We start from the raw sequence: 14,365 nt of genomic DNA on the forward strand, positions 1-14,365 counted from the left end.
CAATAATTTCAGCGAGTATTCCTGCTGCTATAGTCAACACAGATAAATGTTATTCAATAAATTTGAATGCTAATCTCTAAATATTGATCTATTACCAGAAGATAATAACTCATAGAATAACTGTATCGTGACTAACAAGTGAACGAACAAAAGTTAATTTAAGGAATAAAAATGAGTAAAGTTCTGGTTCTGAAATCCAGCATTATGGCGCAGCATTCACACACTAACCAAATGGCAGATTTCTTTATTGAAAAATGGCAAGCCAACCATGCTGACGACAGCATCACAATACGTGATCTGGCTGCACAACCTATTCCTGTTCTGGATAACGAACTGGTTCATGCATTACGTCCAAAAGGTAATGAAATGACTACCCGTCAGAAAGAGGTATTGGCGTTATCTGATGAACTTATTGCGGAATTGCAGGATCATGACATCATTGTTATGACTGCACCTATGTACAATTTTCACATTCCAACCCAACTGAAAAACTATTTTGACCTGATAGCCCGTGCTGGCGTCACCTTCCGTTATACCGAGAATGGCCCTGAAGGTCTGGTAAAAAGCAAACGCGCAATTATCCTGACTAGCCGAGGAGGAATTCATAAAGACGGTCCCAGTGATCTGTTAGTGCCTTATTTGCGCCTTTTCCTCGGATTCATTGGTCTTACTGATGTGGAGTTTGTGTTTGCTGAAGGTGTAGGATTAAGCCCTGATGCCGCAAATCAAGCGCAACAAACTGCACGTGAAGTTCTGGAAAAAATGACTGCCTGATAATTACACTCTATTCATACATTACCTATATATTATATTGCTGCATTTTGCGCACCTCCCGGTGCGCTTTTATTTCTTCAACCATTTCCCTGAGGTAACCAGAAACCTTGAATAACCAATGGGGAATAGAAAACCATACCATCAGCACCACCAATGGCATCAGTACAATGCCTCTTTTGATTATCAAATTATTGCCTCTCCTTATTAAGCCTTAGATCGGTTACTTCTATTGTTATTCCATAATTTAGTAGACACATCTCAAACTAAGATATTGATTATTAAGTAAATTTAATTGAACATGTAGGAAAACAACAAGCAATACCCTTATAGCGTTACTTAATTTATCGGTTTATTTAATCCTTTACGTCAGCAATAATTTAAGTCCTAAACAATTTATTAGCTACTTAAATTATGACGGAGATAATTCCATGAAATTAGTCGTTTACAGTACCAAACAGTATGACTATAAACATCTGGAGCTGGTTAATCAAAAGCTCGGGTTTGATTATGATTTTGAGTTTTTCGATTTTCCTCTCAGTTCAAAAACTGCCAAAAATGCTATCGGTGCAGATGCTGTTTGTATTTTCGTTAACGATAATGCTGATCGTGAAGTACTTGAAGAATTGGCTGGAATGAATATAAAAATCCTCGCACTGCGTTGTGCAGGTTTTAATAATGTCGATTTGGACGCAGCTAAAGAATTGGGCATTCAGGTTGTTCGGGTTCCGGCCTATTCTCCTGAGGCAGTTGCTGAACATACCATTGGATTAATCCTGTGTTTAAACCGCCGTATTCATCGGGCTTATCAACGCACCCGTGACGCCAATTTTTCTCTTGATGGCCTGATTGGTTTCAATATGCACAACCGTACAGCGGGAATTATTGGAACAGGTAAGATTGGTGTCGCAACTCTACGTATCCTCAAAGGGTTCGGCATGCGCCTGTTAGCCTGTGATCCATACCCTAATCAAGCTGTTTTGGATCTCGGTGCTGAATATGTCGATCTGGATACACTGTATGCGCAATCCGATGTGATATCCCTTCATTGTCCGCTGACATCAGAAAACTATCATCTGCTGAATGAACTTGCTTTCAGCAAAATGAAAAACGGCGTCATGATCGTTAATACCAGCCGTGGCGCTCTGATTGATTCCGTAGCCGCTATTAACGCATTAAAACAGCAAAAAATTGGCGCTCTGGGTATGGACGTTTATGAAAATGAACGCGACCTCTTCTTTGAAGACAAATCTAATGACGTGATTCAGGATGATATTTTTCGTCGCTTGTCTTCATGTCATAACGTGCTGTTTACCGGTCATCAGGCATTTCTGACAGAAGAAGCCTTGACCAGTATCAGTGAAACTACGCTGAGAAATATCCAGCAATTAATCAACGGGAAAAATTGCCCGAACATTGTTAGTAAATACCCTTAAAATAATATATTAGGAGATAAATATGAAAAAAATACTACCTTTGGCAACAGCCACTTTATTGTTAGCCACATTTCAGGCTTCAGCGACAGAAAACGTGTCAGTCGATGATTTACTACATCACAGATTTGTTCTGGTGAGCGTTAATGGCGAAGTCGCTAAAAATCAAGATGGTCGCGTACCATCCATTGAATTCGGTGAAAAACTGCATATCTCCGGCTCCATGTGTAATAACTTTATGGGTCAGGGTAAGCTGAAAAATGGTGTACTGACAGTTAAAAATCTGGCCAGCACTCAGATGCTTTGCTCAGATGATAAATTGAACAGATGGGATCACTTGATTGGTAAGGTATTAGAAGATGGCGTCAGAGTCACACTGAAAGATCAAAAGCTGACCCTGTCCAACCATGGCAATAAACTGGTTTATAAACTGAAGGATTATGTCCAGTAATCAGAAAGTAAGTTAGTTTCAGGTGCCGGAAAGCGCTTTCCGGCATTTTAAGCCTACAGTTGGATTAACCTCGCCATCTGAACTGTTCTACAGCAATATGTCGTCAATTTAATAAAAAAAGCCGCAACTAAGCGGCGTGTGTGGCAAAACCCATAAAAAGTTAGAATTGTTTTCTATTAATTCACTATTTATTAGGAAGCTTAATCTTTGAAATAATGGCTAACCTATCCATATAATATTCTGCATCGCCCCACAACCAACTCTGCTCTTTACCAACATCATCCTCAGTTAAGATATTTCTCAGTTCACAAGTCATAACATCATAACCATAAACATAAAGCCCAAACTGTAATGCTTCATACATTCGAGCTTGCCAGAAAGAGATATCGTCTATTATTTGATTGACGTTTGAAGCAGCGACATCATGTGTTCTAATCAGATAGTGAAAAAAGATTTTAGCTGCTAAATCACTTAATGCCGCTTTATGTTTTGGTTTCTTCGTTCTCCACACAAGCGTCTGAGATGCAGGACGACAGTTAAGCACCAAGTCATTCATCACAATAACTTTGTTGTAATAAACAACTTCCTTAGCGTCATCACTGAGTAACGCCAATTCAAAATGGGGCTCATCTATATCCAAATCTAACCGACTATCAACTCTGACCAATCGGTAGCCTGGTGGAAGAATGAGTTCATCCACATCATTCACAATATCAGTACCAGAGGAATCAAAAACATCATACAGGGTACGATTGAGCTCTGGCTCATTCAGGTGGCTGAAATCATTGGTAATTTTTTCTATGTTTTCCGAATGTCTTGGCATATTTTATGCTTCCTCTAATAAACCACAGGTTTAATTACCTTTAGGTAATAGTATAGATGCAATTATATACAATCAACCTTTAGTTCATTTTTGGTGGATACATGTACTGAATAACTGAGTTTTAGGGCCAGATCCCATTTGGGAGAAGACATAATAAGAGTAATAGAAAAATAATTTATTAAATTACAGTTAGTTAAATCATTATTCAGGTTTATTAATAATATGGTCTTCCCATTCCACAACATCAATTTCTCGTACAGCGATATGCCTGACAGAGATTCTTTCGCTATGCATTGCTGATTTGGAGCCTCTAATGAGTGGGTGCCAAGGTAACAATGCCTTCCCCTCCGCAAGCAAACGATATGCACAAGTCATTGGCAACCATTCAAACGTTGGCAAATTGTATCGAGTCAGTTTGATACAGTCCGGTTCATATCTGAAACGGTCTTCGTAATTTTTGCATTGGCAGGTTTTTATATTAAGTTGATTACAGGCAACGTTAGTAAAATAAATTTCATCGGTATCATCATCCATCAATTTATGCAGACAGCATTGCCCACAACCATCACATAGCGATTCCCATTCTTCATCTGTCATCTGATCCAGGGTTTTTACCTGCCAGAAAGGTTGAGACATAACTTCTGCTATTCCTTATATTCAAATCACTCTTGTAGTGAGCGCATTATCATTCAAAGTGATCTTTAACACATCACCGGATTCCAGAACTCCAACACCTTCCGGTGTCCCGGTAAGAATCACATCTCCCGGCCGCAAAGTGAAAAAGTGAGACATATGGCTGATCAGAGGAATGATGGGTGTCAACATGTCATTGGTATCACCGTTCTGCCGTAATTCATCATTGACCGTCAATGAGAGCCGGGTATTTTGTGGATCACCAAAACTGCTCATCCGAATGAACCCAGATATCGGACAAGAACCATCAAACGCCTTACTTTTTTCCCACGGCTGACCTGCTTTCTTGAATTTGGACTGTAAATCACGCAAAGTAAGATCCAATGCAACAGCAAAACCGGCGATCGCAATGCCAACACGCTCTTGATTTGCTTGTTTCAGCTGTGTACCAATCAACACAGCCAGTTCAACTTCGTGATGAACAGCACCCAAATCTTTTGGAATCGCAATCGGCTGATGTATATCACACAATGCAGTTTCCGGTTTAATAAAAACAATGGGTTCTTCCGCTGGCTGAGAACCCATTTCTTTAATATGTTTAGCGTAATTACTGCCAACGCAAACAACTTTATTGACGGGAAGATCCAGTAATGCGCCCTGCCAGTCTCTATGCTGATACATACTCATTCCTTACTCTGGTTTATCAGGCATACCCCTGATTATAGCATTTATTGCACTACCCTATCAGCCATAACTCAACATCAATGGGAAAAAAACACTACGCCCGTTAATATTGCAGTGGTTAATAAAACTGCAATAACGGTTAATTCCACTCACCAAATCCTCGGATTTTTCTTATTTTTTCATCTGCTCCAGATGTGCATTCATTAAATTTTCGGCCGGGGGTGGGATTTGCAGGTAAAAACCCTGTTCAATTAACGATATTTTTACTTTTTCTATATCAGCACCCGCCAGTTTCTTTCTGTCTGCCAGGGAGATCATCATTGCGTATTGAGGCTGACCAAAACTTTTTAGTAACTCCTCAGGAACACGAGAAAAATTATCTCTTTTTTCAACATAAAGATATGTTTGCTCCCGTTTCGGGCTGCTGTAGATCACACAAATCATTATAATAAACTCTTTTAAATTAAGGCCACGACTTGCTTGAATAATTTAGTAATTATAACATGCTTATTGTATTTCGAAATATCGTATCCCAGATGTTGTTCTGGGGGATCTCAAATTTGCTGAATCTGAGTCAGGATAGATGTCACAGTCGCCAATTGAGCTAAAAGGCAGTAATTTTACGCTTTCGGTTGTTCATTTACACAATGACCAACCAGAAATTATTCTACAGGCCCTACAGGAAAAAGTGGAACAAGCACCGGATTTCCTGAAAAATGCGCCTGTTGTCATTAATATCTCCGGTCTGCCGGCAGGCGCTGATCTGAAAGCACTGCATCACGCTATTGATTCAGCAGGATTCCGGGTTGTTGGAATTAGCGGTTGCCGTGATGAGCAGCAACGCAGGGCGGTAATAAAAGCCGCCTTACCATTGCTAAATGAAGGCAAAAAACAAAAAACTTCGGTACAGGAAAATAAACCAACAGAGCCTACTGTTAAAAAAACCCGCATAATTAATTTACCTGTTCGCTCAGGACAAAGAATTTATGCCCAAGGCAGTGATCTTATTGTCACCAGTAATGTTAGTGCTGGTGCTGAATTGATTGCGGACGGCAATATTCATATCTACGGCATGATGCGAGGCCGGGCATTAGCCGGCGCATCTGGTGATCAGGAATGTTTGGTTTTTTGCACCCATTTAAACGCTGAGCTCATCTCTATAGCTGGGCAATATTGGCTCGGCGATAAAATCCCGACTGAATTAGCAGGAAAAGCCGCAAAACTTAGCCTGGTAAATAATGAATTAACTATTGAACCTTTAATCTAGCCCTTTTAATAAGGAATCGCTTCATGGCACGCATTATTGTTGTTACATCAGGTAAAGGTGGCGTTGGCAAAACCACTTCAAGCGCGGCCATTGCTACCGGCCTTGCCCAAAGAGGTAAAAAAACCGTTGTCATCGATTTTGATATCGGTCTGCGTAACCTCGATCTGATTATGGGATGTGAACGCCGCGTAGTTTATGACTTCGTGAACGTTATCCAAGGTGACGTCTCGCTTAATCAGGCATTAATCAAAGATAAACGTACCGAAAACCTTTACATCTTACCAGCATCGCAAACCCGCGATAAAGACGCGCTCACTCCTGAAGGTGTTGAGAAAGTTTTAGTCGATCTGGATAAACAAGGTTTTGATTTTATTATCTGTGATTCCCCGGCAGGGATTGAAAGTGGTGCGTTGATAGCACTCTACTTTGCTGATGAAGCGATTATCACAACGAACCCTGAAGTCTCTTCTGTACGTGACTCAGATCGTATTCTGGGCATTCTGGCCTCTAAATCACGACGTGCTGAACGCGGTGAAGATTCCATTAAAGAACATCTGTTACTGACTCGCTATAATCCAGGCCGAGTAAGCCGTGGCGATATGCTCAGTATGGAAGATGTTCTGGAGATTTTATGTATTCCTTTACTTGGTGTTATTCCTGAAGATCAATCGGTACTGCGTTCATCCAACCAAGGGGAACCCGTCATTCTGGATACGGAATCCGATGCAGGAAAAGCGTATACAGATACTGTTGAGCGTTTATTGGGGGAAGAACGTCCTTTCCGTTTTATTGAAGAAGAGAAGAAGGGCTTCTTAAAACGCCTATTTGGGGGATAAAACATGGCCTTGCTAGATTTCTTTCTGTCGAGAAAAAAAACGACAGCAAATATCGCTAAAGAACGTCTGCAAATCATCGTGGCAGAGCGTCGCCGTGGTGATTCTGAACCAGCTTACCTGCCTGACATGAAACGGGATATCCTGGCGGTAATCTGTAAGTATATACAGGTAGATCCTGAGATGCTCTCTGTACAATTTGAGCAGAAAGGTGATGATATTTCTGTGCTGGAACTTAATATAACACTACCTGAGACAGAAGAAGCTCAAAAGTAATGTGGGTAAACCGTGCTGTTTTATCATTAATCACCATCAAAGTAACCAAGCTCATTATGTGACTGTCTGAGATGGGGTAACCCTAAACGGGAACCCCACTCTCTCTCGCACTTTAGTCTGGCATCGGACTAAAGCAGTTGCTCTCATCTGATATTTAGTTAATCAGGATAGTTCGCCAGAATTTCTGCAACTGGCCCAGCCAGCAATTCTCCCCGCCATCCACTAAGCAGTTCAGATTTGCCATTTAATTGCTTCAATTTCCAGTGAACACTGAGTAACTGATTAATCTGACGACGAGATGCCAGCAATTCAGAATTAAACCGATGCTGTTCACTTACCTGATTAATCAGCGCCTTAATATCCTTAAACGCTTTACGATAACCAGGTTGATCAATCAGATTTGTCACCAGTGGAGGGCATTCGCTTTCTGGGATATTTCCACTTTCGGCAACCATTGCCAACAGGCGACGTCCATGACAACGAATCTCCTGCCCGCTTAACCCCAGCGCATCCAATTCTGCCAAAGAGGTTGGCATATAACGCGCCACCTGCCACAAATTTTCTTCACGAATAACAAAGTTCACAGCTAAATCACGCTCTCTGGCCTGATTCAAACGCCATGCTGCCAGTTTTTTCAAACACGCAAGCTGTTGAGGACGTAATTGACAGATATTGCCTATCTGTTTATAAGCACATTCCGGTGTCAATATCTCTTTGCGACGTCGGCTGATAAGCTCACACTCACCCATCGCAGCCTTCATATACCCAGCTTGCTCCGTCGCAGTCATCAGAATATCAGCCAAAGGTAGCAGATAATAAACATCCGCCGCTGCATATTCACACTGCTTTTCACTTAACGGGCGGGCAAGCCAGTCAGTGCGAGATTCGCTTTTATCCAACTCAACATGGATATATTCAGCCACCAGCGCGGCAAAACCACATGACAGAGGGTGTCCGATAAACGCAGCCAGGACCTGGGTATCAATCATGGGTTCCGGCAAGCATTGAAAAGCATTCAGAAAGACTTCCAAATCCTCACTGCCAGCATGTAACAGCTTCAATATCTGAGGATGAGTAATTAATTCACGAAAAGGTTGCCAGTTGGTGATATTAAGTGGATCTATCAGAGAAAGTTGTTCGCCATCATACAGTTGTATCAAACCTAATTGTGGGTAATACGTCCGTGTGCGTACAAATTCAGTATCCAATGCTACTTTTGAGTATTGTTTTGCTCTTTCGCAGACTTGTTGCAACTGAGCATCTGTGGTGATCAACTGATAATTCAAAACATAGTTCTCTTAGCCATTCATGGTAATAAGCACGACAACGCCGGCTGAAACCGGCGTTGTCGTACTTATAAGTATTATGAAGAGAGTTAGGCTATAGCTGCATTCCTAACCTTTTTCTCTTCATCGCGCAGTTCTCTGCGGAGAATTTTACCTACATTAGATTTAGGCAATTCATCCCGGAACTCAATGATCTTAGGTACTTTATACCCTGTCAGATAACGACGGCAATGCGTTTTAAGCTCATCCTCGGTCAAACTGGGATCTCTTCGAACCACAAACACTTTGACAGTTTCACCGGAACTTTCACTTGATATGCCAACTGCTGCTGACTCTAGCACTTTCGGGTGAGCTGATACAACATCTTCAACTTCATTAGGATATACATTGAAACCAGAAACCAAAATCATATCTTTTTTGCGGTCTACGATATGAATAAAACCCTGTTCATTAACATTAGCAATATCACCTGTCGCTACCCAGCCATCTTTCAACACTTCTTCTGTCGCATCATGGCGATTCCAGTAACCAACCATAACCTGTGGGCCACGGACCCACAATTCCCCCTGCTGACCTATCGGCATCTCATTACCGTCATCATCTACGAGTTTGATTTCAGTTGAAGATACTGGAAAACCAATACTGCCAGTGTAATGTTTCGAGTTATAAGGATTACAGGAAACTAATGGTGAACATTCTGTCAGGCCATAGCCTTCTAGCAGAGGCCTTCCTGTCACTTCTGCCCATTTCTCAGCAACCGCCTTCTGTACTGGCATACCACCGCCAACAACGAGACGTAATGAGGAGAAATCAAGCTTCCTAAATTCTTCATTATTCAACCAAGCGTTAAACAACGTATTCACCCCAGTGACAGAAGTGAACGGGTAGCGGCTCAACTCTTTAGCTGTACCGGCAATATCACGCGGGTTAGTGATCAGAAGATTGCATCCCCCTAGGTAAATAAGTAGCAAACAGTTTACCAATAATGCAAATATGTGATAGAGAGGCAACGCAGTGACTATCAGTTCCTGACCAGAATGCAGTAATGGTGAATAAACCGCTTTTGACTGTTCAAGATTTGCCAGAATATTACGGTGCGTCAACATAGCACCTTTAGCTACGCCAGTCGTGCCGCCAGTATATTGCAGAAAGGCCAAATCAGCGCCGTTAATATCCGGTTTTACATATTGCATACGATAGCCTTTGTGTATCGCACTACGGAATGAGATGGCATCAGGCAGATTATACTTCGGTACCAGTCGTTTGATATATTTCACAGCAAAATCAACCAACGTACCTTTAGGACGGGATAGCTGATCGCCCAGACGCGTCAAAATAACATGCTTAACTTTGGTATTAAAAACGATCTTTTCCAGTGTATGGGCAAAGTTGGACACAATCACAATAGCTGAAGTGCCGCTGTCATTAAGCTGATGTTCAAGTTCGCGTGGCGTATACATCGGGTTTACATTTACGACAACCATACCTGCACGCAGAACACCAAACAGTGCAACAGGATATTGCAACAAGTTTGGCATCATCAGTGCAACACGATCCCCTTTACTTAATCCCAAACCATTTTGCAAATAAGCAGCAAACGCCCGACTACGCTCTTCCAGCTTACGGAAGGTCATAACCTCACCCATGTTGATGTACGCAGGCTGATCTGCATAGTGCGCTACAGCATTTTCAAACATCTCAACCAATGATGCATAACGATCCGGGTCAATTTCCGCAGGGACATCCGCCGGATAGTGTTTTAGCCAGACTTTCTCCAAGGTAGTACTCCTGAAATTTCAATTGCTATGTTATCACTCGCCTAATAAATAACGCACGCTTTGTTTTAACAAATTATTAACTCAGCGTACCAGTGTAAAAAAGAAACATTGTTCAGGTTGAGATACACATCACTAATTTCATGTTAATCCTTACATACAAAAAACAAAGAGAACTGTGTCGTCTGTAAATTATTTTTTATAATCAGTATATTATTGCCATAGTTAACATTTAACTTAGTTGCTATTGATTATACATTGACCTACTTATTTTTCGTTTAAGATAGCATTTTTGGAATAGCATTTATTGCTTTCATCTATTCCAATACATTATTAAAAAACTAAGGATAATAAAATATGACTATAAACAACATGACGGTTAGAATGGGAAACCATGAAGATAGTACTGTTATTAACAATATAGAACTACAAGCTGCTTCTCTTTTTCCAGACGAATTACTGCCAAAAGCACTCTATGATAAAACCCTGTCCCTGTATGAAATTGAATCAGCCATCCAGGAACAACAGCTTTGGATCGCTGAAATTGATCAAAAACAGGTCGGATTTGCCCTGAAAAGAAATTACTGCGGGTTTAGGTGCAAGAATTGCGATGAAATTAACGTTAGAACCAAAGAAATAGTTACATGGATCACCGCCACATAAATGCGGCGGCTCCGACTAAGAAATAAAGTTACAATGTCACAAGCCACACATTAACAAAACAACAGCTCTCGGTATTGAAATGACCTTACTCAATCAAAATAGTCTCAACAGGTGCCAGGCCGGGATAATACCCATCCCATCCCCAACCTGAATAATAGGGATAACCGTAATAGTTCCATGGCCCTGGGCCAGAAGGCATTAATACCCGTTGAGCAATCCTCCAACGCTGATAACCCGTGACATTAATCACAACATAAGCGTAATCCGCCTTGCCAATTTTCCCCTTTTCTACGCCCATGACCGAGCCAACGACAGTAATGTAATTTCCTTTAAAGTCATTCGGATCAAGGAAATTATTAACATAAGCATAAATACGACCGATGGAAGGCTCATGCAATCTCGGACTGGCATCAGATGCTAATGGTAATGACGATATTTCCAGGCGGGTACGGTTATTTTCATTCACCACATCAAGCACCTTACCACCAAATCTCCCTTCCTGGCCGATAAACAGATCAGGCGTATTCTTAACAGAAAGCAGATCCTGAACTGGCGTTGGTGATGTTCCCTTGACCGAATCAGGAATAGTGATACAACCTGTAAGCATAACAACACCTAACAAAATTGCCGCTTTAAAACCAGTCCGGCAGTTTATTACTCTTAACATAACCACCTTCTCCTGAAAATTGGCCCAACAACGATGTTTGAAATAACCATATGTTTAAAATAATTATGTCTATTTGATACTTTCTTTTACTACAAGTTTCATCAACCGATACTTAACGACCCGGTAATTTTTTCCAAGTCACTTCATTACGCAAATAGATCGGTTCAGCATGTTCTACGGCTGTCATCTCACCGTTTTGCCACATCTGTACAGCCAGAGGTAACATATCTTCAGCATGAGGTAATATGATCCCGCTGTCAGTCAGCGTTAAGTGACTTTCCATCAACTGAGGATAAGCCTGCCAACCGGTTCCGGCGATCATCCACCCACCATTTAACGGAGCCATGATCGCCTGAACCTGTTCCGGTTTCAGCACAGCTTCCGTTTCACTCCCTTGCCATTCACCTTTCTGATCACAGGTATATTGTCCCCAGTAAACTTCGCCCATCCGGGCATCAATAGCAGTTAATACCTGAGTTACCCCTGTCAGACGAAAAACACCTTGAGCCATTGTATTAAGCGTTGAAACCCCAATAACCGGCAGTTCAGCCCCCAGAGCTAAACCCTGAGCAATACCAACACCAATACGTACACCGGTAAAACTACCTGGCCCACGGCCAAAAGCCAAAGCATCAAGTTGCTGTAAGCTAATACCCGATTCAGCCAAAACAGACTGAACCATAGGTAAAATACGTTGTGTGTGTTCACGTGGAGAAATTTCAAACTGTGCCAGAACGGCGCCATTATTCCAAAGAGCAACAGAACAGGCTTCCGTTGCAGTATCAATAGCCAGAATTCGTGTGGACATGCCTTAACCTCGGCAAGAAATATGATTCGAAATAAGGCGCTATCTTATCATAGCCTGGCCTGTTTTACCCAGTTGGCAACCATAAGAAGGCTATTACTCCTTGCCACATGTACACACAGGGTAGCGGTGTCTTTATGAGTTATCAGACAGAAGAGAAGTAAATTTGCCTGTCCTCCATCACTTCTTAACGTAATTCTACTGCATCAATATGGAACATCCTTAATTATCATACCACGACAATGAACTCGCCTGACCGGCTTCGGGACATACTCGCTGAATCACTAAAATGCTCCTTTGAAGGGCAATAAAATACTACATCGCTCCAGTTTCTCATTCGGGGAAAAAGTTTTATTCCGAGCAGATATGCCAAAGCAAAAACAGGCTCACTCTGCCCCTGAGTATCCCGCATGTAATATATCAGGTTGATAGACGGATTTGTTAAGTAATAAAGCAAAGAATATAGACAGTCTCCCAGACTCCACAGGATATAAAATGACTGAATAATAGTTCAATAATACGAAGGTATACTCAAAACAGTACCCCCTCATTGAAGATTTGACTCGCTGGGTTTTGTGACTATAATCATATACCGACTTGGCGCGAAAGGCATTTAATGAAATTGCTCCTATTCATTGGGATAATAATGATTATTTAAAAAAATTAATTGAGCATAAGGAGTCTTCTTTTTTATCTCTTGTCCTTCTAAATGAGCTTAAAAAGGTTGGTTTTTTTGATAAAAATGTACCTCAGTTCAACTGTAATATTAGCAATAACTTTCACAATAGCATGCTTCTTACAGCAAATGAGGATGTCGGTCTATTTTGGCGGATTGGTAGTTTTATTACTGTTCCGATTATAAGTGCAGCTATGGACTATCAACACTCTGCCTACACTATTTTGCTTGGTGGTTTTTTCATTATCGTTCTTTTTATATCTATCATTAATATGAAAGTCCGGAGGTGAGTTATGATATCAGTGCAAAATTTTTTTCTAAAAGATAACCTTCTCTCTATTAAATCATTAGACTTAGACACTATAATGAATATTATAGAGCTGGCTCAGAATTTTAAAGTATCAAAACCTGATAAAAAAATAAAAAAAAGAAATGAAGATATCCTTGTTGCTTCACTTTTTTTTCAGCCCAGTACAAGAACTCGCCTCAGCTTTGAAAGCGCAGCCAACCGTCTTGGTGCAAAAATTATAGGTTTTGCTGATGGTGAGTCAAGCCGTTCTGGTTCAAGCTGGAATGAAAAATTTACGGATACTGCACAAATGATCAATGCGTATGCCGATATTGCCGTTATGCGCCATGCCAAAGTTGAGCCTGTGCATAACTATTGTATAAAAAGCCGCCTTCCCGTTATAAATGCGGGAAATGGTGAAGGATTAAATGCAGAGCATCCAACGCAGGCTTTACTTGATATTTTTACCATTCATCAATCTTTCCCTCTTCATAAATCATTAACTTTATTATTATGCTGTCACCCATCTTCCCGATCAGCGCGCTCCCTTCTCTTTTGTATAGCCCTGTTTCACAATATAAAATTATTACTTTGCACTGAAGAAAATTGTAAGCTTTTACCAGAAGACGAAGCGTACCTTCGTCAAACTGGTGTCACCTACGAATATCTCCGTAACATAAAAGAGGGGTTGTATAGTGCGGATGTTATTTATATAGCGGGTTATAAAGAAACAGCAAATCATTTACCCGATTCCAATTTGATGCTCACTCCTGATCTACTTTCATACTTACATCCCCGCGCCATAATTATGCATCCTCTTCCGCGAGGTTATGAGCTTCCTTATGAGTTAGATAATTCAGTACATTGTGCTTATTTTTCTCAGGCTGAGAACGGAGTTTTTGTTAGAATGGCAATTCTTCAAGGTTACTTCAACGTTATTGGGGGACGGTAAGGATTCGTGCGTAAACAGGAAGGGGTTTGGTAGTAGTTGGTCAGGTGATGTTCACTGTGGCGGCGATGACTCAAGCAGCAT

General features: G+C 41.1%; 18 protein-coding genes and 1 pseudogene. 9 read left to right on the top strand and 10 right to left on the bottom strand.

From position 1 onward, the window contains the following. Positions 1–171: 171 nt before the first annotated feature. Positions 172–774, top strand: a complete 603-nt coding sequence (locus ACGF63_RS04490) for an FMN-dependent NADH-azoreductase (RefSeq protein WP_036847435.1) — start codon at positions 172–174, stop codon at positions 772–774. Positions 775–799: 25 nt separating this feature from the next. Here the strand turns inward: ACGF63_RS04490 and ACGF63_RS04495 are convergent, their stop codons facing one another. Then, complete coding sequence (locus ACGF63_RS04495) at positions 800–961, bottom strand: hypothetical protein (protein WP_152962137.1); 162 nt, start codon at positions 959–961, stop codon at positions 800–802. 241 nt (positions 962–1,202) lie between these two features. On the opposite strand from ACGF63_RS04495, the gene ACGF63_RS04500 reads away from it, so the two are divergent. Both ACGF63_RS04500 and hslJ read left to right on the top strand, forming a co-directional pair. Continuing rightward, positions 1,203–2,207: a 2-hydroxyacid dehydrogenase gene (locus ACGF63_RS04500; RefSeq protein WP_036847436.1), complete on the top strand. Its 1,005-nt coding sequence runs from the start codon at positions 1,203–1,205 to the stop codon at positions 2,205–2,207. Positions 2,208–2,229: 22 nt separating this feature from the next. Beyond that, complete coding sequence (gene hslJ / locus ACGF63_RS04505) at positions 2,230–2,655, top strand: heat shock protein HslJ (protein WP_036847438.1); 426 nt, start codon at positions 2,230–2,232, stop codon at positions 2,653–2,655. A 184-nt stretch (positions 2,656–2,839) separates the two neighbouring features. Here the strand turns inward: hslJ and ACGF63_RS04510 are convergent, their stop codons facing one another. The 4 genes from ACGF63_RS04510 to ACGF63_RS04525 form a co-directional block, all read right to left on the bottom strand. Then, entirely contained in the window at positions 2,840–3,478 is a 639-nt protein-coding gene (locus ACGF63_RS04510; protein ID WP_036847440.1) for a hypothetical protein, read from the bottom strand. A gap of 201 nt (positions 3,479–3,679) precedes the next feature. Further along, complete coding sequence (locus ACGF63_RS04515) at positions 3,680–4,114, bottom strand: YcgN family cysteine cluster protein (protein ID WP_387629077.1); 435 nt, start codon at positions 4,112–4,114, stop codon at positions 3,680–3,682. 21 nt (positions 4,115–4,135) lie between these two features. After that, on the bottom strand, positions 4,136–4,792 hold the full coding sequence (locus tag ACGF63_RS04520; protein WP_036847443.1) for a fumarylacetoacetate hydrolase family protein: 657 nt from the start codon (positions 4,790–4,792) through the stop codon (positions 4,136–4,138). 174 nt (positions 4,793–4,966) lie between these two features. Then, on the bottom strand, positions 4,967–5,239 hold the full coding sequence (locus tag ACGF63_RS04525) for a YcgL domain-containing protein (protein WP_036847446.1): 273 nt from the start codon (positions 5,237–5,239) through the stop codon (positions 4,967–4,969). A 139-nt stretch (positions 5,240–5,378) separates the two neighbouring features. Here ACGF63_RS04525 and minC point away from each other — a divergent pair, with 139 nt between their 5' ends. The 3 genes from minC to minE are packed head-to-tail and all read left to right on the top strand — an operon-like array spanning position 5,379 to position 7,171. Then, positions 5,379–6,062 carry a septum site-determining protein MinC gene (minC, locus tag ACGF63_RS04530; protein ID WP_387629081.1) on the top strand — a complete coding sequence of 228 codons (684 nt, stop codon included), beginning with the start codon at positions 5,379–5,381 and terminating at the stop codon, positions 6,060–6,062. Between the two features lie 23 nt (positions 6,063–6,085). Then, positions 6,086–6,898: a septum site-determining protein MinD gene (gene minD, locus ACGF63_RS04535; protein WP_152962139.1), complete on the top strand. Its 813-nt coding sequence runs from the start codon at positions 6,086–6,088 to the stop codon at positions 6,896–6,898. Positions 6,899–6,901: 3 nt separating this feature from the next. Next, positions 6,902–7,171 (top strand): cell division topological specificity factor MinE, encoded by a 270-nt coding sequence (gene minE / locus ACGF63_RS04540; RefSeq protein ID WP_023045613.1) that lies wholly within the window; start codon positions 6,902–6,904, stop codon positions 7,169–7,171. A gap of 158 nt (positions 7,172–7,329) precedes the next feature. Here minE and rnd read toward each other — a convergent pair whose 3' ends face one another. Together rnd and fadD are read right to left on the bottom strand one after the other, a co-directional pair. Beyond that, positions 7,330–8,457, bottom strand: coding sequence for a ribonuclease D (gene rnd / locus ACGF63_RS04545; protein ID WP_036847454.1), 1,128 nt, complete (start codon positions 8,455–8,457; stop codon positions 7,330–7,332). Between the two features lie 89 nt (positions 8,458–8,546). Then, the gene (gene fadD / locus ACGF63_RS04550) at positions 8,547–10,235 is read right to left on the bottom strand and encodes a long-chain-fatty-acid--CoA ligase FadD (protein ID WP_036847457.1); all 1,689 of its coding nucleotides are present in this window, start codon (positions 10,233–10,235) and stop codon (positions 8,547–8,549) included. Positions 10,236–10,589: 354 nt separating this feature from the next. Between fadD and ACGF63_RS04555 the strand changes: the two genes are divergently transcribed. Continuing rightward, entirely contained in the window at positions 10,590–10,895 is a 306-nt protein-coding gene (locus ACGF63_RS04555; RefSeq protein ID WP_387629085.1) for a hypothetical protein, read from the top strand. Between the two features lie 85 nt (positions 10,896–10,980). Here the strand turns inward: ACGF63_RS04555 and ACGF63_RS04560 are convergent, their stop codons facing one another. From ACGF63_RS04560 to ACGF63_RS04570, 3 genes and pseudogenes are all read right to left on the bottom strand, one after another. Beyond that, on the bottom strand, positions 10,981–11,562 hold the full coding sequence (locus tag ACGF63_RS04560; RefSeq protein ID WP_036847462.1) for a Slp family lipoprotein: 582 nt from the start codon (positions 11,560–11,562) through the stop codon (positions 10,981–10,983). Between the two features lie 112 nt (positions 11,563–11,674). Then, positions 11,675–12,370: a tRNA (adenosine(37)-N6)-threonylcarbamoyltransferase complex dimerization subunit type 1 TsaB gene (gene tsaB, locus ACGF63_RS04565; protein ID WP_036847464.1), complete on the bottom strand. Its 696-nt coding sequence runs from the start codon at positions 12,368–12,370 to the stop codon at positions 11,675–11,677. A gap of 289 nt (positions 12,371–12,659) precedes the next feature. Continuing rightward, a pseudogene (locus tag ACGF63_RS04570) lies at positions 12,660–12,874 on the bottom strand (Tn3 family transposase); the annotation flags it as partial. Positions 12,875–12,964: 90 nt separating this feature from the next. Here ACGF63_RS04570 and ACGF63_RS04575 point away from each other — a divergent pair. Both ACGF63_RS04575 and ACGF63_RS04580 read left to right on the top strand, forming a co-directional pair. Then, positions 12,965–13,333, top strand: a complete 369-nt coding sequence (locus tag ACGF63_RS04575; RefSeq protein ID WP_036847467.1) for a hypothetical protein — start codon at positions 12,965–12,967, stop codon at positions 13,331–13,333. A 3-nt stretch (positions 13,334–13,336) separates the two neighbouring features. Further along, on the top strand, positions 13,337–14,284 hold the full coding sequence (locus ACGF63_RS04580) for an aspartate carbamoyltransferase (RefSeq protein WP_083335216.1): 948 nt from the start codon (positions 13,337–13,339) through the stop codon (positions 14,282–14,284). Positions 14,285–14,365 lie beyond the last annotated feature (81 nt).

The sequence above is a fragment of the Photorhabdus sp. RM322S genome, assembly GCF_042879395.1.
GTDB classification, from domain to species: domain Bacteria; phylum Pseudomonadota; class Gammaproteobacteria; order Enterobacterales; family Enterobacteriaceae; genus Photorhabdus; species Photorhabdus khanii.

Excerpts from the sequence above, each read along its gene's own strand:
- ACGF63_RS04490 (WP_036847435.1), top strand. The coding sequence starts at position 172 with ATGAGTAAAGTTCTGGTTCTGAAATCCAGCATTATGGCGCAGCATTCA.
- ACGF63_RS04500 (WP_036847436.1), top strand. The coding sequence starts at position 1,203 with ATGAAATTAGTCGTTTACAGTACCAAACAGTATGACTATAAACATCTG.
- hslJ (WP_036847438.1), top strand. The coding sequence starts at position 2,230 with ATGAAAAAAATACTACCTTTGGCAACAGCCACTTTATTGTTAGCCACA.
- ACGF63_RS04510 (WP_036847440.1), bottom strand. The coding sequence starts at position 3,478 with ATGCCAAGACATTCGGAAAACATAGAAAAAATTACCAATGATTTCAGC.
- ACGF63_RS04515 (WP_387629077.1), bottom strand. The coding sequence starts at position 4,114 with ATGTCTCAACCTTTCTGGCAGGTAAAAACCCTGGATCAGATGACAGAT.
- ACGF63_RS04520 (WP_036847443.1), bottom strand. The coding sequence starts at position 4,792 with ATGTATCAGCATAGAGACTGGCAGGGCGCATTACTGGATCTTCCCGTC.
- ACGF63_RS04525 (WP_036847446.1), bottom strand. The coding sequence starts at position 5,239 with ATGATTTGTGTGATCTACAGCAGCCCGAAACGGGAGCAAACATATCTT.
- minC (WP_387629081.1), top strand. The coding sequence starts at position 5,379 with ATGTCACAGTCGCCAATTGAGCTAAAAGGCAGTAATTTTACGCTTTCG.
- minD (WP_152962139.1), top strand. The coding sequence starts at position 6,086 with ATGGCACGCATTATTGTTGTTACATCAGGTAAAGGTGGCGTTGGCAAA.
- minE (WP_023045613.1), top strand. The coding sequence starts at position 6,902 with ATGGCCTTGCTAGATTTCTTTCTGTCGAGAAAAAAAACGACAGCAAAT.
- ACGF63_RS04555 (WP_387629085.1), top strand. The coding sequence starts at position 10,590 with ATGACTATAAACAACATGACGGTTAGAATGGGAAACCATGAAGATAGT.
- ACGF63_RS04560 (WP_036847462.1), bottom strand. The coding sequence starts at position 11,562 with ATGTTAAGAGTAATAAACTGCCGGACTGGTTTTAAAGCGGCAATTTTG.
- tsaB (WP_036847464.1), bottom strand. The coding sequence starts at position 12,370 with ATGTCCACACGAATTCTGGCTATTGATACTGCAACGGAAGCCTGTTCT.
- ACGF63_RS04580 (WP_083335216.1), top strand. The coding sequence starts at position 13,337 with ATGATATCAGTGCAAAATTTTTTTCTAAAAGATAACCTTCTCTCTATT.